This is a genomic window from Pseudoalteromonas undina (genome assembly GCF_000238275.3).
Classification (GTDB): domain Bacteria; phylum Pseudomonadota; class Gammaproteobacteria; order Enterobacterales; family Alteromonadaceae; genus Pseudoalteromonas; species Pseudoalteromonas undina.
The window spans coordinates 237,410-259,954 of sequence record NZ_AHCF03000004.1 but is presented as its reverse complement, the minus strand read 5'-3'; the positions used below and the strand labels follow the sequence as shown (position 1 = coordinate 259,954).

The 22,545-nt window shown below is 37.9% G+C and carries 19 protein-coding genes; 4 read left to right on the top strand and 15 right to left on the bottom strand.

Annotation, left to right across the window (positions count from 1 at the left end):
* Nucleotides 1-5: 5 nt before the first annotated feature.
* The 12 genes from PUND_RS16165 to tagH form a co-directional block, all read right to left on the bottom strand.
* Nucleotides 6-785, bottom strand: coding sequence for a type VI secretion system accessory protein TagJ (locus PUND_RS16165; RefSeq protein ID WP_010389372.1), 780 nt, complete (start codon nt 783-785; stop codon nt 6-8).
* A 2-nt stretch (nt 786-787) separates the two neighbouring features.
* Nucleotides 788-2,314, bottom strand: coding sequence for a type VI secretion system contractile sheath large subunit (gene tssC / locus PUND_RS16160; protein WP_010389374.1), 1,527 nt, complete (start codon nt 2,312-2,314; stop codon nt 788-790).
* 37 nt (nt 2,315-2,351) lie between these two features.
* On the bottom strand, nt 2,352-3,842 hold the full coding sequence (tssC, locus tag PUND_RS16155; RefSeq protein WP_010389377.1) for a type VI secretion system contractile sheath large subunit: 1,491 nt from the start codon (nt 3,840-3,842) through the stop codon (nt 2,352-2,354).
* Nucleotides 3,839-4,342 carry a type VI secretion system contractile sheath small subunit gene (tssB, locus tag PUND_RS16150; protein WP_010389380.1) on the bottom strand — a complete coding sequence of 168 codons (504 nt, stop codon included), beginning with the start codon at nt 4,340-4,342 and terminating at the stop codon, nt 3,839-3,841. Before tssB ends, tssC (PUND_RS16155) begins: the two co-directional genes overlap by 4 nt.
* A gap of 15 nt (nt 4,343-4,357) precedes the next feature.
* Complete coding sequence (gene tssA / locus PUND_RS16145) at nt 4,358-5,473, bottom strand: type VI secretion system protein TssA (protein ID WP_010389383.1); 1,116 nt, start codon at nt 5,471-5,473, stop codon at nt 4,358-4,360.
* Nucleotides 5,474-5,675: 202 nt separating this feature from the next.
* Nucleotides 5,676-6,473, bottom strand: coding sequence for a PP2C family protein-serine/threonine phosphatase (locus PUND_RS16140; protein WP_010389385.1), 798 nt, complete (start codon nt 6,471-6,473; stop codon nt 5,676-5,678).
* Nucleotides 6,466-7,194, bottom strand: coding sequence for a type VI secretion system-associated protein TagF (gene tagF / locus PUND_RS16135; protein WP_010389388.1), 729 nt, complete (start codon nt 7,192-7,194; stop codon nt 6,466-6,468). Before tagF ends, PUND_RS16140 begins: the two co-directional genes overlap by 8 nt.
* Nucleotides 7,176-10,685: a type VI secretion system membrane subunit TssM gene (gene tssM, locus PUND_RS16130; protein WP_010389390.1), complete on the bottom strand. Its 3,510-nt coding sequence runs from the start codon at nt 10,683-10,685 to the stop codon at nt 7,176-7,178. Before tssM ends, tagF begins: the two co-directional genes overlap by 19 nt.
* Nucleotides 10,686-10,695: 10 nt before the next feature.
* Entirely contained in the window at nt 10,696-11,976 is a 1,281-nt protein-coding gene (gene tssL, locus PUND_RS16125) for a type VI secretion system protein TssL, long form (protein ID WP_010389393.1), read from the bottom strand.
* Nucleotides 11,977-11,998: 22 nt separating this feature from the next.
* A complete protein-coding gene (tssK, locus tag PUND_RS16120) occupies nt 11,999-13,327 on the bottom strand; it encodes a type VI secretion system baseplate subunit TssK (RefSeq protein WP_010389395.1) in 1,329 nt (442 codons plus the stop codon).
* 16 nt (nt 13,328-13,343) lie between these two features.
* Entirely contained in the window at nt 13,344-13,808 is a 465-nt protein-coding gene (tssJ, locus tag PUND_RS16115; RefSeq protein WP_010389398.1) for a type VI secretion system lipoprotein TssJ, read from the bottom strand.
* 15 nt (nt 13,809-13,823) lie between these two features.
* Nucleotides 13,824-15,098 carry a type VI secretion system-associated FHA domain protein TagH gene (gene tagH, locus PUND_RS16110; protein ID WP_010389400.1) on the bottom strand — a complete coding sequence of 425 codons (1,275 nt, stop codon included), beginning with the start codon at nt 15,096-15,098 and terminating at the stop codon, nt 13,824-13,826.
* Nucleotides 15,099-15,491: 393 nt separating this feature from the next.
* Here tagH and PUND_RS16105 point away from each other — a divergent pair, with 393 nt between their 5' ends.
* A complete protein-coding gene (locus tag PUND_RS16105) occupies nt 15,492-17,465 on the top strand; it encodes a serine/threonine-protein kinase (protein ID WP_010389402.1) in 1,974 nt (657 codons plus the stop codon).
* A 178-nt stretch (nt 17,466-17,643) separates the two neighbouring features.
* Complete coding sequence (locus PUND_RS16100) at nt 17,644-17,988, top strand: PEGA domain-containing protein (protein ID WP_010389403.1); 345 nt, start codon at nt 17,644-17,646, stop codon at nt 17,986-17,988.
* Nucleotides 17,989-18,036: 48 nt separating this feature from the next.
* Here PUND_RS16100 and PUND_RS16095 read toward each other — a convergent pair whose 3' ends face one another.
* Nucleotides 18,037-18,396 (bottom strand): DUF1294 domain-containing protein, encoded by a 360-nt coding sequence (locus tag PUND_RS16095; RefSeq protein ID WP_010389404.1) that lies wholly within the window; start codon nt 18,394-18,396, stop codon nt 18,037-18,039.
* 48 nt (nt 18,397-18,444) lie between these two features.
* On the opposite strand from PUND_RS16095, the gene PUND_RS16090 reads away from it, so the two are divergent.
* Complete coding sequence (locus PUND_RS16090; RefSeq protein ID WP_010389405.1) at nt 18,445-18,975, top strand: hypothetical protein; 531 nt, start codon at nt 18,445-18,447, stop codon at nt 18,973-18,975.
* Between the two features lie 75 nt (nt 18,976-19,050).
* Here PUND_RS16090 and PUND_RS16085 read toward each other — a convergent pair whose 3' ends face one another.
* On the bottom strand, nt 19,051-19,593 hold the full coding sequence (locus tag PUND_RS16085; protein ID WP_010389406.1) for a carboxymuconolactone decarboxylase family protein: 543 nt from the start codon (nt 19,591-19,593) through the stop codon (nt 19,051-19,053).
* Nucleotides 19,594-19,705: 112 nt separating this feature from the next.
* Here PUND_RS16085 and PUND_RS16080 point away from each other — a divergent pair, with 112 nt between their 5' ends.
* Nucleotides 19,706-20,293 (top strand): TetR/AcrR family transcriptional regulator, encoded by a 588-nt coding sequence (locus PUND_RS16080; protein ID WP_010389407.1) that lies wholly within the window; start codon nt 19,706-19,708, stop codon nt 20,291-20,293.
* 63 nt (nt 20,294-20,356) lie between these two features.
* Here the strand turns inward: PUND_RS16080 and PUND_RS16075 are convergent, their stop codons facing one another.
* Entirely contained in the window at nt 20,357-22,474 is a 2,118-nt protein-coding gene (locus PUND_RS16075) for a methyl-accepting chemotaxis protein (protein WP_010389410.1), read from the bottom strand.
* Nucleotides 22,475-22,545 lie beyond the last annotated feature (71 nt).

The following is a 22,545-nucleotide window of genomic DNA, read 5'->3' as shown; positions in this document are numbered from 1 at the left end:
TATGCTTACTCAGCTGTTTCTAGGGCGTTTATTTTAAGATTTGGAACAGTGATGGCTTCATCGTTAACAAACAACATTTTCATTCCTTTGCCTACAATAAATTCGTCTTGAAGTTCTTCCCAATCAGATACTTGGCCTAGCTTTTCTAGATCTGTATTTGAGTTTGCGTAAACCAGTGGCAAGTGAGCGGTGCCCGATGGGCCGTCTTTAATAGTAATTTCAACGCGTAACCAAATACCCTCTAATAATGACGTTACAGGTTCTACTTTTAATGTTTCAATTTCATTAAAGTTAGCCAGGTAAAACTCGCCATTCGTGCCTAGCACTTCTAAATAAGGACTTAAGCTATCATCTAAATCTCTAATTGCTGATTGCTCGTCTTCAACACTCTCCAAGCGAAGCGCTTCCATTTGTTGTGCAAGACTGGCTGCTTCAGATGTTTCACCTTCAAGCAAAGCAACATGCATTTTTAAAAACAAGGTATCTAGCTCATTGGCTTCATGAAAAAGTTTAGGAATCCCCTTACCTTGATAAAAATCTACGCGCGATTGCTGGGCACGAATTAAATGTCTAAGGTTAACTGCACCTACAGCAAACTCTGGGTTCTTTTGCACCATAAAGTCGAGTTGTTTATCTGCTTTTTCAAGCTCGCCATTAATGCAAAGTAATTCAGAATAAATACTTCTAATGTCAAAATTTAAAGGCTCATCTTGCAACTCGGTAGCGCAGCATAATAAAGCATCAGCAAGTTTTCCCTCGCGAATTAAACTGTGTATTTTTTTCATGACTATTCCTTTATTTTATGATGAGGACTGAGCTCTGTTATTAACTTAATACTCGAGACCATTTGGTCTAACTGAAAGTGGGGCTGTAACTGCAAAACCGAAAAGTAATGCCCCGGGTTTGCTTTATTTTCACTTACTTTTATTTTTGCATTACTCAGTGGATATTTGCTTCTAATATGCTCAGACGCGGAGTCTGACGCGGTTGTGTAGTTATTAATCCACGCCTGTAAATCTCTCTCACAGGCCTGTGCTGTGCTATAAGAACCGACACGATCTCGGGCTAATAATTTTAAATAGTGCGCAAAGCGCGATACACACAAAATGTATTGCAACATAGACGATAAGCGCGCATTGATATTGGCAGCACTTGAGTCGTAATTTTTTGTTTTTTGAACCGATGCATTACTGTAAAAAACAATATGTTCCGTATTTGTAACCGAAGAAGCTGGGATAAAACCGAGCTCAGAAAATTGCTTTTCAAACTTACTGGTTACTAATAAATCAAGTGGCGGCTTTGCCTCTTTTTGATAGGTATCGTTTGCAAAGCTATCACGAGCAAGTCCTGTTACTAATCCCTTAGAGACTTTACCTGGCTCTATACCACGAATATGACCAAACCAACCGCTATCGCAGTAAGCTCTAATTATTGTTGATACGAATTGATACGCTGCACTGCCCCACAACATATCTGTTTCTGGATTTTTTATTTGTTCTTTGAAGTAAAAATCTTGATGGCGTTTGCCATCATTAACATAAGGCGGCCTGACTAATACATGAGGCAATGTAAAGCCCATAAAGCGCGCTTCTTCCATTTTTCTAAAACTTTGCCATTTTATATATTCTGGCTGTTCAAACTGATTAAATAAATCAGAGTAATAACCTAAATCTGAAAAGCTATCAGCACCAAATAAATTAGCCGATGCCGAACATATAAAAGGAGAAAATGCAGCAGCTGCCGTTCTTGATACCTCTTTTATGGTATCAATATCGTTGTAAATAGTGCCTGCTGAGCAACCATTACTAATTTCGTAATCACCAATTACAATACCAAAAGGCTCGCCTCCGGCACTGTCAAACTCGTTTTGATAAAGTAACTGAAAAAACATACTTTGATCAAAATCAATCGCTTTGTTCACGTCTTTTGAGAGCGTTGACCAATCACAATTGAGCAATTTAACTTTTACTTTTTTTTCTTTGTCTTGTTGCTCTGTTTGTAATAATAACCACCATAGATTACGCCAGCTAGCTTCTAAACGTTGAAAGCTATTAGCATGAATTATGTGGTTGAGTTGCGATGAAATAAGTTGATCGAGTTCAATAATTACACGTTGTAAATAAGGACTCAAAGACTCCTTATTCCAAGAAAGGGGAGAATCAGAAGAGCCTTCAAGCCATAACAATAACGCTTTATCTAGGTTTTTTTCATTTAAAAACCTATCGAGCAAAGCGTCATTATCGCTAATTCGAGACTGTGACTTTTGTTGAAAAGTGAAGTCTTGATTTATAAATGAAAACTCTTCGTGATTCATTCTATTGCATCATCCTTAATGCGAGAGAGCGGTATTATTAACCGATCTCTGGGATTTTAGCTACAAGACGTAAAGAAGACGTTAGTTCTTCCATTTGTAACCAAGGTTTCAACCAAGCAACAGCGTTGTAGGCACCAGGTTGACCTGGGATCTCTTTTACAGATACTTTTGCATCTGCAAGAGGGTAACGTGCTCTGATGTCTTGACCACCGCCCTCTGTCGCATTTACATATGACAGGATCCAACGGTTTAACCATGATTCAACGTCTTCAGCTTCCATAAAGCTACCAATCTTGTCACGTGCCATTACTTTTAAGTAATGCGCAAAGCGAGAAGTTGCCATTAAGTATGGTAAACGAGCTGAAATAGCAGCGTTAGCCGTGGCATCAGGCGTTGAGTAAATTTTTGGTTTTTGACAGCTTTGACCGCCAAAGAAAACAGCATAATCAGTATTTTTATAGTGACATAGAGGTAAGAAGCCTAACTGACTTAACTCTGCCTCACGACGATCTGTAATGCCAATTTCTGTTGGACACTTAAGATCTGGATCACCATCATCACTAGTGAATATGTGAGTCGGTAAGCCTTCCACTTTACCGCCACCCTCTGCACCACGAATAGCAGTGCAGAAACCGTATTGAGAAAACGCAGCGGTCATGTTAGTTGCCATAGCGTATGCTGCATTACTCCAACAGTAATCACCGTTATCAGTGCTCACTGAACGACCGTCTTTTGGCTCAACTTCAAACTCTTCGTAGTTGAACTCTTCAACAGGTTTAGAAGCAGCACCATAAGGTAAACGCGAAAGGAAACGCGGCATAGTAAGTGATACAAAGCGTGAATCATCGCTGTCTCTAAATGAGCGCCATTTAGTATATTCTAATGATTCAAATACTTTTTCTAAATCACGTGGTTTAGTAAGCTCTTCCCAATTATCAAAACCGAATAAAGACGGTGAAGAGGCAGCAATAAATGGACAGAATCCAGCTGCAGCCACATTAGACATTAAGCTCAATGTTTCAACATCTTCAGGGTGATTAGTAAATTCAAAGTCACCTACGATAGTGCCATATGGTTCACCACCTGGAGTACCAAATTCAGACTCGTAAATTTTCTTGAAGGTTTGGCTTTGATCAAACTCAACGGCTTTACTTAAGTCTTTATGTAACTCTTTTTTCTTCATGTTTAAAACACGAATTTTTAATGTAGAACTTGTTTCAGAGTTCATCACTAAGTGATGCAAACCGCGCCATGAGCCTTCAAGCTTTTGAAACTCATCCGAGTGCATCACCACACTTAGCTGTTTTGAGATTTTTTGATCGATTAACTGAATAGCTTCATTAAACGTCACAGTCATGTTTTTATTCCATTGAACTGTGCCTTTTAACGCTTCTTCTGTTAATGTTTTTAGTAATTCTTCAGCACGGCTCGACTCTGTTTGTTTAGTCGCGCCAATTGCTTGCTCTAATAGTGAAGAACTTACCTCTGATACCGATTCTGATTCTGTTGCTAATTGTTCAGTGCTCATTTATCAGTCTCCTCTAAGTTAAGTTCTTTAGCCATCGAGTCTAAGCTTGCTGTATTGCTTAATACTTCTTCTAGCACATTCTCAAGCTCTTCTGAACGGTCAATTTTGGTCATCAAGTCACGCAGCTTGTTGCGCGTTTCCATCAATTTGCGTAAAGGTTCTACTTGGTTTACAACCGCAGCAGGCTCGAAATCGTCAATCGACTTAAAGTTCAAGTTAACTTCAAACTGAGAACCATCATCCGTTAATGTATTGTCTACTTTTAAACGCAGAGAAGGGCTCATACGTTTTAAAACATCATTAAAGTTATCACGATCAATTTGAATAAAACGTCTATCTTTTAGTGGTTTAAGTGCTTCTGTGTTATCACCAGAAAAATCACCCATTACACCTACTACAAAGGGTAATTCTTTTTTTACTGCCGCGCCCTCAGTTTCCACATCATAAGTGATATGTACTCTTGGTTTACGAACTCGTTTTAACTTATCATGGATACTCATTGAGAACTCCTTTTACTATGTTTCAGTTTCGCTGATCTTAATGCCAGACAACTTAAAGTATCCAGTCCTAGCATCACTATCTGTAATTAACTCATTTAATAACTCAGGTAGCGATAATTCGCTCCATCGAATAACTTGTTCTATCGTGTAAGACATTGGTGAATGAGGTTCAGTCTTTCTGAAAAATGTCGCAATTTCTTGAAGTTTTTTTATTGCGTTTTCTCTCGAATCAATCTCATCACTGACACGCTTTTTAGGTTGCGCTGCGTCTGCTTCACTCGCATCTTCAACCGCTTCCTCTTCAGGCTCAGCATTTGCCTTATCTAATGCAATTTGTGCTGCTTCAAGTTTATCTGCTGCAACATGGTTTACCGCAGCTAAGCTCACTTCTAATGCTTGTTTAATATTAGACGTAGGTTGTGGCTCACCCGTTACCTCGTCCATAACCTCACTCAAAGCGGCAAACTTTTCTATCGCATCTTCAATATCATTTTTTAAAGATACAAAAAACTCAGTACTGGTTTCGGCTGCACTTTTTTCAAGCTGTTCAAAATCAACGGCGCCTTGGGTTATCTTCTTTTCACGTTTTTCATCACTTAAACGTGAAATGTCATAACCTTGCTGATATTCCCAAAAAGAAAATGGATCCATACTGACACTGTCTGTCATGTATATACTTTTAATTGGAATAATTAACGTACCTTCACCAGCACTGCCATTTAAGCCAACTAATGCAGACACTTTGTCTGAAATTTCATCACCGTCATCAAGTGTTGGATAAAGTGACTCAAAATGATGTTCCAAAAGGTGCTTAGCAACACTAAAACCAAACGCAATGCCTTTAAAGCCATGAACGCGGCATAAGCCTTCAATTAGCCATGCTAGGTATTCTATATCTTTACTTTCGGTTTTAATTGCCTCACTACATTGCTCAAGTAACGGAATCCAATCTCGAGAAAGCGAAGCAATTCCTTCCTCATCGACTAACGCATTTCTTTCAGCCGCACGAAGTTGGTTTCTTAAATCTTTTAAGGCGTAGTAAGTAGACGTTGGAGAGACATCTGAGCGCGGATCACTACCTGCAAACTCAGTATCTGAAATAGGGGAAATATACTCTTCAAATAAAAACATTCCATTGTCCTAAATATTATCCATATTCTCTAAAGCTTAGAGCGTGAATAATATTACATTCTTTAAATTAAATTACAAGCTTCAGCGTCATTATGCCGATAAGCTGGCTAATGTTATTTTATAAATAATTGAAATAACAGTTTTTTTGTTCCTGATATATTTACAATTTTTTTCTTAAATATACTAAAACAGGCTTAATCAGCTACTTAGTGAACAATGGAATCGTTGCCTCATCTTGTATATTGCAAGATTGTATCGATTGATTGGCATCTACATCATCATATTTCACTAAAATACAAGTCACATTATCTTTAGCACCTCTGACTAACGAGGAGTGCATTAAAGCCATTCCTGAATCAATAATACTACTGGGCTCTAATGACAAACATATGTCTTCATCTGATAATTCACCGGTAAGGCCATCTGAACACAGTAAAAAGATGTCGCCTTTGTTTATCTCACCCTCAATTACATCAACTTTCACTTCATCCATTACCCCTACAGCACGGGTAATAACGTTAGATAATGGGTGGCTTTTAGCTTCTTCAACAGAGATCATTCCCTCGTCGATTAAGTCATTAACTTGACTATGATCTCGAGAAACTTGCGTTAGTTTGCCATTACGTAATAAGTAGGCTCTGCTATCACCAGCCCATAATATGTAATAGCGCTCATTCTTAACAAACAAAGCTGTTACTGTACTGCCAGCTGTTTTATTGCTTAAATATTCAGCGCTATACTGAGTTAGTTGCTTATTTGCATCTTCTATAGCGCTAACAATATGACTTACGGTCAAGTCCTCTAGCCTGAGCTTTTCAACAGTAGTTCTAATCACATCAACCACTAATTGACTAGCAACTTCACCCGCTTCATGCCCACCCATTCCGTCAGCCACGACCCATAAGTTATGGCTGTTAATTTCCACGTGCGCATCTTCATTAAGCTGCCTCACTGCACCTCTATGAGTAATGGCATAACTTGTACTTAAATTACTAATCACTATTCTTTACCTGTGTGTAGTTCCATTCCCAATGCTTCCAACGTCCATCGAGCATAGCGGCTACTTGATTAACCGGCGGCAAAGCTGAAGTGATCAGTACCATAGGCTTAATATTACAAGAACCATGAGTCCACCAAACACTGTAATCACCATACTTTTTATGTAAAATCGCATGCATGGCATCTTGTAATATATGATCGCTTAACTCTGTGCCTGAAAACTCTAGTGCGACTGCTTGCTTGTTTTTATCTTTTGAATTGGCATAACTTACTTGCTTTTTATTTGCAGCAACTTCACTTAATGTACTGGCTAGTTCTTTTCGCCAAGAGAACAAATCCACAGAGCCATCAAGTACTTTAAGAACAGCATCTTCGTACTCTAATGAAAAAACACCAGAATGAAGCACATCAACCGGAGCAATATGAGTTGCACGAGTTACTGTTAGTGGATAGTGCCTTCCTACTGCATCCATACTGGGCAATAACGTACCCATAATGCCAGTATCACCCACAATATTGGGGCTTAAGGCAAAGTGCCAAACAGGGCCTGTTAGGTAGCTTTCTTGCCAAACATCACCAAGTTGCTCTTTGCTCACAGCAATGGCAGCTTGTAACCATTGCTCCCAATGCTCTGAAAACTCTTTAGTTACGTTATCTTGAACAAAGTCGCCTAAACAAGGCACCTTGCCAAGATAACCAATATCTACAATCGGGTCGGACATGAAAACTTCTCTACACTGCTGTTCCAAAACGGATGCCTGATTGAGCTAGGCAGTAATTCTACTTTTGCATTGTTCCCCATCAAAGAGAAATGTAACTCTAGATCTTGACGGGTTTTGCTGCGCTTTTCACTGAGCTCATCTAGCATTCGATAAAGTGACCACTCGCCTTGATAAGTCGTGTTAATTGAACGCCCACCGTTTGGCGGTGTAAACACAACGCGAGTTTTACTTTGGCCACTGGCGCCAGGCCATACAAAGTTTGTAACTTTGAGTGGACCATGACGGTAAATCATTGACTGGCCATCAATTTCAATCATTAAACTAGATACCGTTTTATCTAAATTAAAAGTACGTAAGCCAAACTCAATTCGGGGTGTGTCACTACCACGTTCAAAAAATGCGGTTTGAATTTTGAAAGCGTGCTCAAACATTTTTAAGGTGTTATTGCTAATACCAATATCTTTTTCAAATTTCCACGGGCTAGAGCTCATGTCCACACTCGGAGCTACATAGCTATTAAAAAAGTTATCTATGGTGCCATTGGGGCCAAAGAAGCGAGTAAAGTCTTTAATGCTGACTTCTTTTTCTGCCTGCGGAGCAAATGGGTAACGCCCCACAATTGCCGCGTTATACTCGCGCAACACTTTGCTTTTCCAAATTTCATTTAAATGTCTGTTAGCACTATTTTTGGTGATGTTGCTAGTATCTCTACTTATATCAAGCAACCAACTATTAAACGGATAAGGCAAATCACTACTTTGGTACTCTAATTGGCGAATAAAACTCGGTTTACTCTTACCACTTATTTGATCTTTAATTGAGTATTTAAGCTGATCACCTCTATCAAGTTTAGTTAGATAAATATTCAACTCTCTTAAGTTTTTCTGAATATTATCAAGCTGCTGAATGTCTATATCGATAATATCTTCAAACGCCTCTTCGACTTGATAGCCCGGTAGCTGTACCTCAAACTTAGGCGCTTCGTCAGGTAAGAAGCGTTTGATTCGATTTGCTTTCGTTTGCATCGCAACTTTAGCTGCATTAGCCGCAATATCCCCTGCGACTTTTTGATTTTCAGAAACAGGTAGCTTAGTTAGTTGAACATTCTTTTTAACTGCATTGATGATATTTTTTATTGGCGCTTCGGAGCCTGCTAATACATCAGTAATATTCACACCCTCAGCAGGTGAGCTGTATTGATTAAGACTCAAGTCATCTAAAAACGACTGCCAATAATAGATATAATCTTGAAAGTAACGTTGCTCTAGCTTCTTTTCTATCTCTGCTTTAGAAATATCATACGTGCCAGAGGCTTCTTGACCATACACCCAGCTACTAGCCATTAAGTTGCCAAGCATTTTTCCTTTTTCAATATTAAAAATGCCATGAAAACCGTTAAAAGTGTATAGCCCCGGAATACTGCGCGTTAAATCACCATTATTACGAAAAGTAAACTTTTGCGCACTTTCAAAGCTAATAATATCGGTTAATCTGAAAGGCGGAATACTGCTATCAAGAAAATCAGCTTGAAGTCGCTGGTATGCTCTTTCTGCAATCGGTAGTTTAGTGAGTTCTGCACGAGCTACGCGAACCGCCTGATTATCTATTTCGGTTTGTGTTACGCCCTCTTTTAACAACGCAGCAATATGATTCATCAACTCATTACGCGTCTGCATGTTCAAATCACCAGGCAAATTTCTATCTAAATATGCACTAAACCAAACGGAAATATCTTCACTTTCAAAATATTCAGGTTTAAATAGCATTAAGTAGCATCTGAGCGTTTCATATAAATAGCTAAGATGCTCTGGGTGAGCCTCCATTTCCTTTATTAACGTGTTTGCAATGAAGGGCTCTAAATAGGTTTGCAAAGAACGTTTGTAAGCATTAGCAGAAGACTCTTTAATTTCAGTAAGCTTATTAAAGCCAACTGAAGATGCATCTTCAGGATCAATTAACTGAGCATTGGTTGCTGGCAAGTTTCTTAATGCATTTAGTCTGTCATTTAGTACCAGTAGATTATTTCTATCAAAAGACGATGAGTCTAGTTCTTGGTACGTGGCAACTGCTTCATCTGTGGCATCAATTAAGTTGCTATTCCACGCAAAGCTAAAATACCAAGAAATTGAAAAACCGAACAAAGCAATACACGCAAGTGACACACTAGCAATTCGAAGCCACTTATTCTGCTTATCATGGTGTTTGTTAGTGCTTGCTAAGTTTTGCTCAGGGAAAATAACGCTCTCTAAAACGTTTTTAATAAAAAAGCTTTTAGATTGGTTTATGTAATCGGTTTTATCTGCACTTGCATCATTTAAAAAGCTCGAAGGGGTACCCTCTTGAGTAGCGCTGGTTAAATACACGCCTCTAAACATAGGTAACTCTTCATAGGCGTTAGGAGTAAAAATCTCTTTTAAGAAGTCATCAGCAACGCCTTGTAACACACGCAACTGTCTGGGGAACTCAAAGATTTTAGCTCGAATAGCTTCATTACGCTCATTGATCAATCGACGGTTCAACATCTCTGTAAGTTTAGAAATTAAAGCGTGGAATTCTTTATTGAATGCATCGACTTGGGTATCTTTATCTAAATCAAGCTCAAAGGTGATCCCCCAAACTTGCTCACATTCTTCCTCAGTAAGTTCGCCAAAGAACTCTCTGAATCCTTCAATTAAGTCTACTTTAGAAAAAATAACATAAACGGGAAATGTCATACCAAGCTGGTTTTGTAATTCTTGAAGGCGTTGTTTTATAGCACGCGCATGAAGATTTCGTTCAGTTTTGGTCTGACTCATAAGTTCAGAAATCCCCATACTGATCATTACCCCATTTATAGGGCGTAATGGGCGATGCTTTCTTAATAAGCCGAGAAAGCCTTCCCATGCTCTAGAGTCGTGTTTAGCGTGGCTACTTTGCGTTGTGTAACGCCCTGCGGTGTCGATTAATACCGCTTTATTGGTAAACCACCAATCACAATTGCGCGTACCACCAACACCATGCACTAAATCAACCCCAAGCTTATCCTTTAATGGGTAATCTAGGCCTGAGTTATGAATAACCGTTGTTTTACCTGCGCCAGGTGGACCAATCATGATGTACCAAGGTAATTGGTATATATTTTTACCTTTAAATAGTTTTACGTCTTTGAGTAAATCTATGGCTTCATTCATTCTGGTTTTTAGGGTGGTTATTTCTTCGTTAACTTCACTACTGTTTGCATCGTTATTATCTATTAACTCATCTGCCATTTTTTCATCACGTTTGCTTTGCTGCATAAGGCGATAAATTTTGGTTACTGAAAAAACGAGAACTATCAATAAAATAGTTAATAGTCTTGCTGCGACACCGGCAAGCGGAACATAATCGGCCACTGCAATTAAAGGACCACCAAACCAAATTAATAATGATAAGGCTAAAAAACCGATAATTAACATAGCGGTTCGAGACGTTAGTGCGTAGGTTATTTTCTTAAATTTTTGTGAGAAACTCATTACAGCCTCATTAAAATAATAGATCGATTTCAATTCTGCGGTTTAACGACCGAGAAGCTGAATCTGAATTGCTGGCGATAGGCTCTGCTGCGCCCTTTCCTTCTGGCCATAGACGGCCGCTCAAGTTGGTGCTTTTAGCCATTAAATTAGCAACTTGTGTTGCTCTGGCTAAAGATAGATGCCAATTAGAAGGGTACGTATCAGTACTAATTGGTAAATCATCTGTATGACCTGTTATGAGGACTCGCCCTTTAGTTCCTTCTAGGCTTAACGCTAACTTTTCTAAAATAGGCTGGAATGAAGGGAGAAGTTGCGCGTCTCCTTGCTTAAACAAGTTTTCACTGTTGATTGTAATGCGGATCCCATCTGAGGTTTTAGCAACGGCAACAATCCCCATTTTAATTTCTGTTTGCAACAACTGTTCAAGGACACGTAATTGCTGATCTTTTTTATCAACCATCTGGTTGACTGCTAAGGGGTGAATACCGGCTAGCTTTTCATTAATCGCAACAACATCATTATTTAGTTTCATATTTATTGATAAATAGATCATCAATAATATTAGCCCCAATACAGAAAATATAACCCATAGCGGAACTTGATTTCTCAGTTCAACACCGGCTGCTACTCTTTGCTTCCAGTTTGGAGACAGCTTGTTGTTAATTGGCCCATTAAGTTGATTTAATAAATGATAAAGTTGTGAACGATATTCTTCGATTTTTGTATCACCGCCGGCACCTAGGCGATATTTACCTTTAAACCCTAAATTTAAGCAGTGATATTGCAACTCTAAAAACTGTTGATTTCTTTCTGGTTGACCTAAGCCTGAATCAAGTAACGTATAAAAATATTCACCGCCAAATGTTTCTTTATGAAAAGTAGAAAGTAGACTTTCATCTGCCCATTCCATTGAACTCCACTTTGAGTTCAATACAGACTCATCAAGAATGGCACACAAACAATAGCGGGAATTATTGATCACTTCTTTTGATAAGTGCTGATTGCGAACTTCCACTTCAAATCGTTTGATTGCCTCAACACAACGATGTTTAAGCGCTGCGAGGTTGCTCATTTCAAGCGATTGATTAATTGAAATTACAAGAGAAAAACAATCGGTTGCTGCTTCTAACAAAGGATTTTTAAATATCGATACTTTGTTACTACCTAATGGCTTTGAAGAAGGTGGCTCGACCGACATCACTGTTTTATCAGCATCATTTTGTGCCGGATTACTACTTGGCGTATTTCGCCCTAATCGACCTGGGCGAGGTTTGATAATGGTTTCGTCCATTGAAACTCTTCCTTTTAAAAAGTTAAGTTCTTATCGCCCAAAGGCTTAGTTGTAGCTCTGGGTAATTTCCTGAGAGGTGAATAGCAATTCCCCCGCTGGAACGTAATTTATCCCAATGTTCACCATGCCTATTTAATTCAAAATAATGAAAACCAGCATGATAAGGAATTTGTCTTGGTGCTGTTGGTAAATTGCTAATCGTAATACCTGGAATTTGGTTATTTACCAGATCTCGAATAGTTTCTACACTGCCAATTTTTATTTGCGAAGGCAGAATTTTTCTTAATTCTTCATGTGGCACACTTGCTTTGATTGCTAAAACAAATTGAGCTGAATTGAGAATTGACTTGTCTTTTAACGCACCAAAAGAAATACCAAATTTACTTTGCTCAAGTTTAATTTCAGTTGCTGTTTGCTCAATAACATGGCTTAACGATTGGTATAAAAAGTTAACCACTTCATTAAATACCTGTCCTAAATTAGTATGATCATAATTAGGTAATTTAGGTACCCTCTTATTAGCTGTGCTGAAAGTTGACAACTCGCCCGCAAGCTCAATTAAACGACTATAAAATACATTAGGGTGTAAGCTATTGACACTAAGCAAGTTATTAAATATCGCATCATACTTATTTAGTGTTTGCAGCATGATAAAATCTGCAACTGAGGTACTCCCTGCATAGCCTTGACTGAGCCTAGCGGCTATACTTTCAGCGCGCTGCTTTATCATTGAGCCAATTTCTCTGACCAGCCCTGATAAAGGTTTGCATTGCCCTACTTTTAAAGAAGGAGGAATATACTTAGCATCTAACTTTATTTGCCCTTCACTACTCACATCTATAATTCTAGCTAAAGGTAATACGATATAGCCTGAATGATCATCAGAAGACAGCATCAATTTGCTATACACTTTCGCAACTTGAATAATTTCCTGAGATTGTGCCCCTAATAAATCATCACTCACTGACAAGTCATTGAGCTTATACCGAGTAACGGTGTTATCGTCGGCTGAAGATATATTAATCCCGCTATTTTTTAGCGCAGGGATAGCAAGATAAACAATCTCATCAAAAACATCTTTATTAACCACTAGCGGTTCAGGTAATGATGTTGATTGAGGCATATCTATTGGTAATAAATCTGGAGTGATTGCTGATAATGCGTCTACAGCAAACTGCCCGCTGTTAAGCAATTCATTATCAATACTTATATCGATTATTCCCCACGGATCAGCAAGATTGCCACTGCATACTTGCTTGATAACATTAGAAATATATTTATCTGCTTGTTGAAAGTGCTGAGGTCTTAAAAACATTCCTTCAGTCCAAGCAACACGAGTGTTATCACCCATTTTTAAAAATCCTTTTTTATTGCTCTCTCATGTATGTCGCAATTGCTTCTACATTAACATTGATATCGTCATAGCCGGTAGGGTCAACTTCTATAACCGCTCTCCACCTTGCTTGATCTATATTTCTATAAGCAACAACAACCCCAACGTAACGAGTATTACGATTAAGGCTCATTTTATATTGTTGTATTGAGTCAGGCTGAAGTTCTAATTCATCTTTTTTTAATAAGTCAGGTCCGAGGATTTTTTCTGGTGTGTCGTACAAGCTAAAAAAGTCCTGCGTGTCAAAAATAGTTCTTGAGCTAAGCTCAAAAATTTTCATTACCACTGGAGAAGGACGTTCTGACGTATCTGGATTAACATTTTTAGATACATTAATGATCAGATCGGTAGAAGGAGGTACGATTTTATTCATCGTAGTACATCCCATAACCAAAAATAGTAAACTAAAACTCAATAAGTAGAGCTTAACTTTGTACATTATTTACTTTCCTTTCTAGTGCGTTTCTTTGATTCGATCGTTGTATGCCTTTAAAAAATCATCAGACATTGCCATGGCGCCTTTAGTGTTCACTTCCTGAGAAATATCATCATATAAACTTTGATATAACTTCCAGCATTTAGACTCTATTTGACCAGGGATAATTTTTAACACGTTAGAATTATCGTTTGCCTGTTGATTAATTTGCATGGGAGAAACCTGCGATAACATCCCTTTTAACACACCATCTGCACCAGCGAGTAAAGCATGCTCATGCTTACGTGTGTCTATAAAGCTTTCTTTAATAGATTCATTCGAAGACAGAAAGCTTGCACTATTTTTTATGAACAAGTTCTGAATAACGTCATCAATATTGGCAGAAAATTTTAATGGATTGTTTTGTTCAGCCTGAAACATCGTATGGTTCAATCTTAATTTGTTTTTTACAATCGCGCGTTGACGTAAAGATTCCATAAGCTCAGTGAGTAATAAATTAAGGCCTTGGCCCATTTCAAACCACAGTTTTTCATTATCTAACGAATTTTTAAGCTCATCTTTAATCCCTAACCCTTTTAAAAACGCATCAGATAACGCCTTGTCATTTTGAACTACGTTCTTTATTGGTGCAGACTGTTTGTCAGGTTTGTGCTCATTAGCGTGGCTATTTGAACGAGGAGGTTCTTGAATAGGCGCAGGCGCAGGAGTATCAACAGGTGCTGATGAATTGCTAACATTATTGCCAATGTCAAAGTCATCGGTATTCATAAGGCGCGTTAATTCATCCCAGTCTTCAGGAATATGATTATCTGTTGTTTGTTGCGCAGTCACTGATATCTCAGGCATCGACTCATTCATAATCGAGTCATCGAATGAAGGTATAGACTGCTCAGCCGGTTGAGAGTTTTGCGTAGCGAAAGTATCTACTGATTGAAAATGACTTGGAGCAGAACTACTCACATCAGCTTGTTGATCTGATGTTAGCACTACATTGACTTGAAAATCGCCGATGGTTAATACGTCACTGTCTGACAAACGTTGTTTGTTGCCTTGACCAAGCGGCGCTACAGCAAAGTTAATAAATAATCCATTAGTTGAATTATCGTATACGTAAAAAGAGTCACCTTCTTTTTCTATTATACCGTGTTTACTTGAGATTATTTTTTCGGGATCGGGTAAATGCCAATCGCACGCTTCAGAGCGACCAAAAGTTAATGAATCTGTTACAGTTTTAGTGGCTTCTATTTCAGGCGAAAGTCTGTGATAACTAGTGATGTTTAGTATCAGTTCCATTTGATAAGTCAGTCCCTTATATCGTTATTGTGAACAGGATAAAGTAGAAGCGAAACTATTGTCAACATTGAAATTAACACAAGAAAATATTGCGCTCTTGATTTTGTCTCTAAAACAAGATGTTTGATAAACACATTACACAGCGATGAAAGATTTTACCGTAATGCTTTATAACTAGGCCAAAAACAGCCTGTTTAGAGACCCCTTCTAGCTTTAAACCGACTTTTTCAATATATAGTAAGGGAAATTTACCAACAACAATATGTCACTCAGGCATTGCTATAATTGTATATTTTTGTAAAATACATACTCATATCAGAGGGAAAATTGATAGATAAGCAGAGAATATTTACCTTTGTAATTATTTAACTTAACACAATAAAAGGATTTTTTATGAGTAGTACTAATGATCACAACGATAAAACTCAGATTGCTTCCCTAGACTCAAACACAAAAAAAACGTCAAACATTCGCAAGCAAAACCTACTTGGCAAAAAAATATCTGGCCGCTACTTAATTGAAGAGCTGATTGGCCAAGGCGGTATGTGCTACATTTATCGGGCGCGCGATACTTTTTTAGAAAGCAGTAATCGCTCAGAAGCCACAGTAGCAATTAAAGTACTTCAGGAAGAATTTTCAAGCTCTGAAGAAGCTATTTCATTACTAAAAGATGAAACAGCAAAAACACAGCAACTTTCCCACCCAAGTATTGTAAAAGTGTACTCAGCAGATTCTGATGGCGATTTATATTATGTCACTATGGAGTTAATTGAAGGGGAAACACTGGAACAAATTATTAAACGTAATAAACCCTCAGGTTTAGCGTTTAAAAAAGCAAAAATTATTTTAGAGCAATTAACCAATGCGCTAATTTATGCCCACTCGCGAGGCGTAATTCATAACGACCTTAAGCCCTCAAATATTATTTTTGACTCTAACGGCAACCTTAAGGTGCTTGACTTTGGTATTGCCAAACACAAAAGCTTAGACGATCAATACGCTGTAAAAAATGACAGTGAACTGGCAACTATTGGCGGCTACACCCCAACATATGCAAGTCCTGAGCAATTAAAGGGTAGTGAAGCATCAGTAAAAGACGATGTTTTTTCTTTTGCCTGTATTGCCTATGAACTACTTAGTAGTAAACACCCATTTAACCGTGTTGCTGCAGACAAAGTACCTAAAAATACAGCAGTTAAAAAACCAAGTAACTGCCCTATTCTTTTGTGGAACAATTTAAATAAAGCATTAGTTTTAAATGCGAATCAAAGGCTTGAATCATTAGAGCCCATTTTAAAAAGTCTCACAACAAACTTAAAGCCAGCCATTTTTGCAAGCGTCGCCAGTATCGCCATTATTGGTTTAATTGCGCAAAATTATTACTCAAGCTCAGATAATACAAAACAATTACAGGCACAACTCGATAATGCCAAAGCGATTAACCAACAAGTAGAAGCGTGGATGTCTTGGCAGGGGCCAACTATTTTAAACAAACTTGAACAAATTCCACCACAATATGAAGTGCTTAAACAAGGGTTACTAAGATCAAACCAGCAAAGCATATTAGAGAGCTTTAATGATGAAGCTAATCAGTTTAATAATATTGCAGGTCGTAAATTTAAAGATTTCGATAAAATCATAGCCGTCTACTCTGATGCATTAGATTATTACCCTGATTCAGAAAAACTATCGATGCAATTAGAAAGTGTACTTAGAGAACGCCAATCAATTATTTTTGATATTACAGCCAGAATCGATTTATTACTTGAACAGTCGCGTTATAACGAAGAGCAGCCCAATAGTATTGCTCACTTAGTTTCAGACTTAAAAGAAGTTGATAAAACTTACCGTTATCAGCCAACAGATCTTCACCTTGATAATTTCACTGTTGCGTTAAATACCGCTATAGAAAGTGACGATGTGATCACCCAAAAAGTTCTCTTAAACGTGGGTAAAATCGTTTTTACAAACAACAAAAAAGCGGATGAGTTACTAGCAAATTTAATGCAGCGAGAGTCTGCTATTAATGCATTAACTGCGTATCAGCAAAAGGTTAATTTAGGCGAACAAGCCGACTTTCCGCGTGCCGATGCAGTGGTGTTTTATGGTCCTAAGTTTCAACGTTTCTCGGCTCAATTAGAAACAATAGAAGATCATAAAGCGTTAATGGAGTTTGAAGAGTTTATTAAGTCTGAATCAACAGCATTACCGAATGACTTCTCACTTTTAGTCTCGTTGAGAAAAGAATTATCGAGACGTTACATCAGCACAGCTAACGATTTAATGAAAAAAAGAATGTATAAAGCTGCTGAGCGCTTAGTTGAAAAAAGTGAAGCGATTACTCAGTCTTTAGATAATATGCTTTAAAAAGAGTATATATTTATTGCTCAAAAATAGCACAGTGGTGATTGAATAACGATTACATAGCTATTAGACTAAAATCAAAATACAGATAACAAAGTCAAGGACGACGAGTGCATTCATATCATCATACACTCCGCCAAGATTTTACATATTTAGAGTTTTTATAATTAATGGAGTACCTATGAAAAATTTAAGCTTACTAGCTGCAGCCCTCATACTCTCAGGCTGTTCAGCAACATCTAAAACCAGCAAAACTGAAGATGTCGTTATTGAGCCAACCCCTCAAGTGAGCGAAGAAAGTGCACCAATATCACTTACGGTTATTACTAACCCAGCTGATTCTAGAGTACGGATAATGAATATAGTGCCTGTATATCAAGATGCAATTGAACTAGATGCTGGTAAATATGATATTGAAGTAAGTAAAGCGGGCTATGTAACTTATAGAAAATGGGTAACGGTTGATAAAAAAACCATTTTAACTATAGAGCTCGATGAAAAACAGTTAAGCCAATCAGCGCAATAGACTGTTTAAAAAAGTGAAATGCCTTTAATGAATAAAGGCATTTAAACATTAATAATAAACATACCATACATAACTACCCAAGCTTAAATTCACCGCTATACACAGCCACAATATCACTATAAATACACGCTTTTGTGACTTATGCCTTAAAGTCTGCTGCGCTATAAGTGCACCAGGCCATCCTCCCAATAGAGCACAGAGATGTAAATGTCGTTCAGGTATACGACTTACTTGCTTGCGATTCGACTGTACTGCTTTTCGTTTGTCCCACGCATAATATAAAAATGTAATACCACTGAGTAGTGAAATATATATCGGTACGAACATCTCAATTTTATGATTTAAATAAGCAAGCCATAGTAAAGCTATAAACACGCTCGAAAATATAATTAAGGTACTTTTTATCAAAAAATAATCGCCTATAATAAGAATAATAAATAAACACTCGGGTTAATTATGACATATTTAAAGGCCGCGATGCTGCTGTTATCGCTATCTATATTTAGCACTCTAGCGAATAATAAAACAGAGTCACTAGCACCAGAACTTGCGATTTTCACGCCCTACTTAGGGACTTGGCAAGCTGATTTTAATACCGAAAAAGGTGAGTCAAGCATTCAAGATGTGAGTAAATGGCAGCGCGTACTTAATGGTAAAGCCATTCGTACTACACACTCTATTAATGAGGGTGAGTATGGAGGGGAATCAATGATTTTCTATGATCGTAAAAAACAGTCACTTGTTTTCTATTATTTCACAACAGCTGGCTTTTATACTAAAGGCGTCATGAAAGTACTGAGCCCAACACAATTTGTGGCCTATGAAGATGTCACTGGTAGCCAAGAAGGGATCACTAAAGTGAAATCAACCAGTGAATTTAAAGACCAACAGTTTGTTGTGTCTACTTCTTATTTAAAAAAAGGTGAATGGACTAAACCGGAAGTTCGCACTTACTATCGCAGTAATAAAGACGTTAAATTTAAATAAACAGCTTCATCTTTATATAAAAATTATTTAGCCATTAAATCGATATAACTTAATGGCTAAATAGCGGCTAACCTATCATTTTACAAATTTCTTAAACGCATCATCCACTGGCGTATCTGCAAGATGATTGGTGTAATTACTCATCACCTTTTGCGCAAGACCCAATACAATTTCTAAAAGCTGTTGCTTTGTATAGCCAGCGGCAAAAAACTTATCCTGCTGTGACTGGCTTAGCACACCTCGTTCGCGTGTCATCTCAAGGGTTGTTTCACGAAGAACTTCAAGTTTTACATCCTCCAATGGCGTTTTATTAACTAGCGCATCAACAATACTTTTATCAACTTTCATAGCAGCAGCAATACCACTATGTGCTGGCACGCAATAATGACACGCATGTTCAACATTAATTGACTGCCAAACAACGGTTAATTCTTTTGCATTGAATGATGTTTTTTGAAATAGCTCATGCAGTACTTGGTAGCCTTTAAGTAAGGCTGGCGCCTCAGCCATTACAGCATGAAGGTTGGGTAACATACCAAAAGCAGCAATAGAGTCTGCCAATAGAGGTTGTGCTTCTTCTGATGCATTTTCTTGTGTGTATAAGGTAAATTCGTCCATCACTAACTCCAATTAAAAAATAGTTTTAAGTAACATCGAGACACATACTATTTGATTTTGAGCGATCGCTCAAGTTAAAATTGAACAGTTGCTCAACTTAATAGAAACTATCATGGCCAATAAAGTTAAATTTGAACGCGAGCAAGTTGTTTATGCCGCTAGTCAATTATTCTGGGAGAAGGGCTTTCATGCTACATCTACCCGCGATTTACAAGATGCAATTAATATGCGTCCAGGCAGCATTTATGCGGCATTTGGCTCTAAGGAAGGTTTATATTGTGAAGCGATAAAAAATTATGCCAAGCAAATGCAAAGCTTAATAGATGAACGTTTAGTATCATGCAGCAGTATTCTTGAAGCATTGCAAGACTTTGTAGAATATGTTGTTATTTCCTCACAAAGTCATACTCCAAGTTCTATCTGCATGTTAGTTAAGGCAAATAATGAGTTTGTTGATAAAGACAGCTATCTTTATCAAATCAGCGTAGAGCTGATGATAGACTTTGAACATTACCTTACTGAACTATTTACAAACGCTATAGCTAATAAAGAGCTCAGTGGAAATACCTCGGCTATAGATTATGCTCGTTTTTTCCAAATACAATTTACTGGTTTACGTAGTTATTTTAATCGACCAAATGTAGAAAAGTTGGCCAAACCAATGATCGAAAACATGTTTTCACTCATGAAGAGTCTTTAGCTTAAAATAAAAAGGCAGCTAATAAAGTTAGCTGCCTTTTTAATCTAAAACCCAAGTCAACGTCTAGGTTTTTAATTTATTAAGCTCAGAGTCTTGCTGCGCAACTAGTTTATTTAACTCTTCGCTGCTATCGCCTGCTTGAGCAGATAAATCAGAAAGCTGTGAAGCAGCATCAGAAATTATCGTCAAGTTGCGATTTATTTCTTCGGTGACTAAGCTTTGCTCTTCAGCAGCCGTTGCAATATGAGTAATTTGATTGGTTATTTCATCTACTTTCACAACCACACTGTGCAGTGCATCAAAAGCTGTTGAGGTTTCATCTACTGCAGTTTCGGCGCGTACTACACCTTTTTCGATAACAGTTGATGCATTACCCACTTCTGAAAGTAAGCTATCGATTAAACTACTAATGTCATCGGTTGAGGAGCGCGTTTTAGATGCTAAAGCTCTAACCTCATCAGCAACAACGGCAAAACCACGTCCGTGATCCCCAGCTCGTGCAGCCTCAATAGCTGCGTTTAGTGCTAATAAGTTAGTTTGCTCAGAGATAGTTCGGATCACATCAAGTATTTGAGTAATATCATTACTACGCGATGCTACTTTTTCTACTGCCTGATTAGCTTCTTTAATTTCTTCAGACATGGTTTTAACTTGCGTCATAGCCGATGATAAGCTCGATTCGCTACTAACCACTAAGGTGTTAATTTCATCAGCTTGTTGCGCCGACTGCTCTGAAGCTTTTGCCACTTCAAGTGCTGTCGCGCTCATTTCGTTCATTGCAGTAACCACACTTTCAATTTCTTTAAACTGTGCCTGCACATTATGCTTGGTTTCTACCGCAATATTTGAGGTAACTTCACCTTGGTGCTTGGTTTGATCTGAGACCGCTTTAAGCTCACTGATCAATTCACGAAGTTTTGATAAAAACTTATTAAATCCTCCAGCCAGAGCTATAAGCTCAGCGTGAGTATCAACATGCAGAGTTTGTGTTAAATCACCTTCAGAGCTTGCTAAGTTGTCAACCCGCTCCTGAATTTGTCTAAGAGGAGCCACAACACTGCCTACTACAAGCTTCATTACTATAAATGCCAATACCGCAATCACAGTCCCAGTGATCAAAATAATCACACCCAGCTCTTTTGCAGCCTCAGACATGCCCGCAGTTAATTGAATAGGTCCTTCAAAGGCAAGTTCAGCGGGTACTTCAATTAGCAGCATCCATTTCACATCAGCAAGCTTAATTTCAATCGGGTAAGACACCATTATTTCAGCGCCCTGTTTGTTTATTCCTTTAGTGCCTTTTAGTGCTTTGTAACTCTCATAACTTTTAGCGCTAACAGCTTCTTTTAGTGGGCGGCCTAATTTTTCTTTGTAATGACTTGTACCAACAATTAAACCCAAATGACTAAGTAACGTTACTTTTGCTTTGCCATCGTAAAGCGCCTTTGAAAGTTCTTCTGTTAGTTTTTGAAATACAGGTAAAGTTATATCCGCCCCTGTAACGCCTACAAACTTGCCTGATTTAATAACAGGAACAACAAGTGAGGTCATCATTTCTGAGTAACCCGGTGTAATCTCATACAAGTAGGGTTCCATAATGCATGGTTTTAGCTTGTCTTTAGCACACAAGTACCACTCTGCCTCACGTAAACCAAATTCGTTTATTTTATCCGCGTATTTTTCTTCCGCGTCTTCTACAACCTGTTGCTCAACCAAACCATTGCTGTTTTTGGTAAAATAAATTTCTAATGTTCCAGCACCGGCAACAGAGTGATTGTATCCTTGAGTAAATTCACTATCTTTACCATCAAAACCATTTTTTTCAAACTGTGAATAAATAGAGGAAATAACATCATTACTTTCTAATATTGAACGATTTAAAGAAACAACTGAATCACGCTTTATTGAGGCTTTATCGGCATCTTCTAAAATACTACCAAGTGAAAAAGGTATTCGGTAAGCTTCATTAATAAAGGCGGCAATTTTTTCACCATAGGCGGCTGCATTTGCTGTTAATCGCCCATCGACCTCATTAACAATTAGAGTCTCAGCTTCTGCAGAAGTGTTGGCATTACTCGATGAGAGTTTAGACCAAAGTATGCCTGAAAATAGTACTACCGTTAAAAGTATACTTCCGACGCTTATCCATAATAACTTTTTTGCTAACGCTATTTCCCGCATTTATAACTACCTTGCTTTACTTATTTATTTTTAGTTTAGACCAAATTAAACAACATATTATTAATTATTTT

Excerpts from the sequence above, each read along its gene's own strand:
- tssC (WP_010389374.1), bottom strand. The coding sequence starts at position 2,314 with ATGAATCACGAAGAGTTTTCATTTATAAATCAAGACTTCACTTTTCAA.
- tssM (WP_010389390.1), bottom strand. The coding sequence starts at position 10,685 with ATGAGTTTCTCACAAAAATTTAAGAAAATAACCTACGCACTAACGTCT.
- PUND_RS16105 (WP_010389402.1), top strand. The coding sequence starts at position 15,492 with ATGAGTAGTACTAATGATCACAACGATAAAACTCAGATTGCTTCCCTA.
- tssL (WP_010389393.1), bottom strand. The coding sequence starts at position 11,976 with ATGGACGAAACCATTATCAAACCTCGCCCAGGTCGATTAGGGCGAAAT.
- tagF (WP_010389388.1), bottom strand. The coding sequence starts at position 7,194 with ATGTCCGACCCGATTGTAGATATTGGTTATCTTGGCAAGGTGCCTTGT.
- tssC (WP_010389377.1), bottom strand. The coding sequence starts at position 3,842 with ATGAGCACTGAACAATTAGCAACAGAATCAGAATCGGTATCAGAGGTA.
- tssK (WP_010389395.1), bottom strand. The coding sequence starts at position 13,327 with ATGGGTGATAACACTCGTGTTGCTTGGACTGAAGGAATGTTTTTAAGA.
- PUND_RS16100 (WP_010389403.1), top strand. The coding sequence starts at position 17,644 with ATGAAAAATTTAAGCTTACTAGCTGCAGCCCTCATACTCTCAGGCTGT.
- PUND_RS16080 (WP_010389407.1), top strand. The coding sequence starts at position 19,706 with ATGGCCAATAAAGTTAAATTTGAACGCGAGCAAGTTGTTTATGCCGCT.
- tssJ (WP_010389398.1), bottom strand. The coding sequence starts at position 13,808 with ATGTACAAAGTTAAGCTCTACTTATTGAGTTTTAGTTTACTATTTTTG.
- tagH (WP_010389400.1), bottom strand. The coding sequence starts at position 15,098 with ATGGAACTGATACTAAACATCACTAGTTATCACAGACTTTCGCCTGAA.
- tssA (WP_010389383.1), bottom strand. The coding sequence starts at position 5,473 with ATGTTTTTATTTGAAGAGTATATTTCCCCTATTTCAGATACTGAGTTT.
- tssB (WP_010389380.1), bottom strand. The coding sequence starts at position 4,342 with ATGAGTATCCATGATAAGTTAAAACGAGTTCGTAAACCAAGAGTACAT.
- PUND_RS16165 (WP_010389372.1), bottom strand. The coding sequence starts at position 785 with ATGAAAAAAATACACAGTTTAATTCGCGAGGGAAAACTTGCTGATGCT.
- PUND_RS16090 (WP_010389405.1), top strand. The coding sequence starts at position 18,445 with ATGACATATTTAAAGGCCGCGATGCTGCTGTTATCGCTATCTATATTT.
- PUND_RS16085 (WP_010389406.1), bottom strand. The coding sequence starts at position 19,593 with ATGGACGAATTTACCTTATACACACAAGAAAATGCATCAGAAGAAGCA.
- PUND_RS16075 (WP_010389410.1), bottom strand. The coding sequence starts at position 22,474 with ATGCGGGAAATAGCGTTAGCAAAAAAGTTATTATGGATAAGCGTCGGA.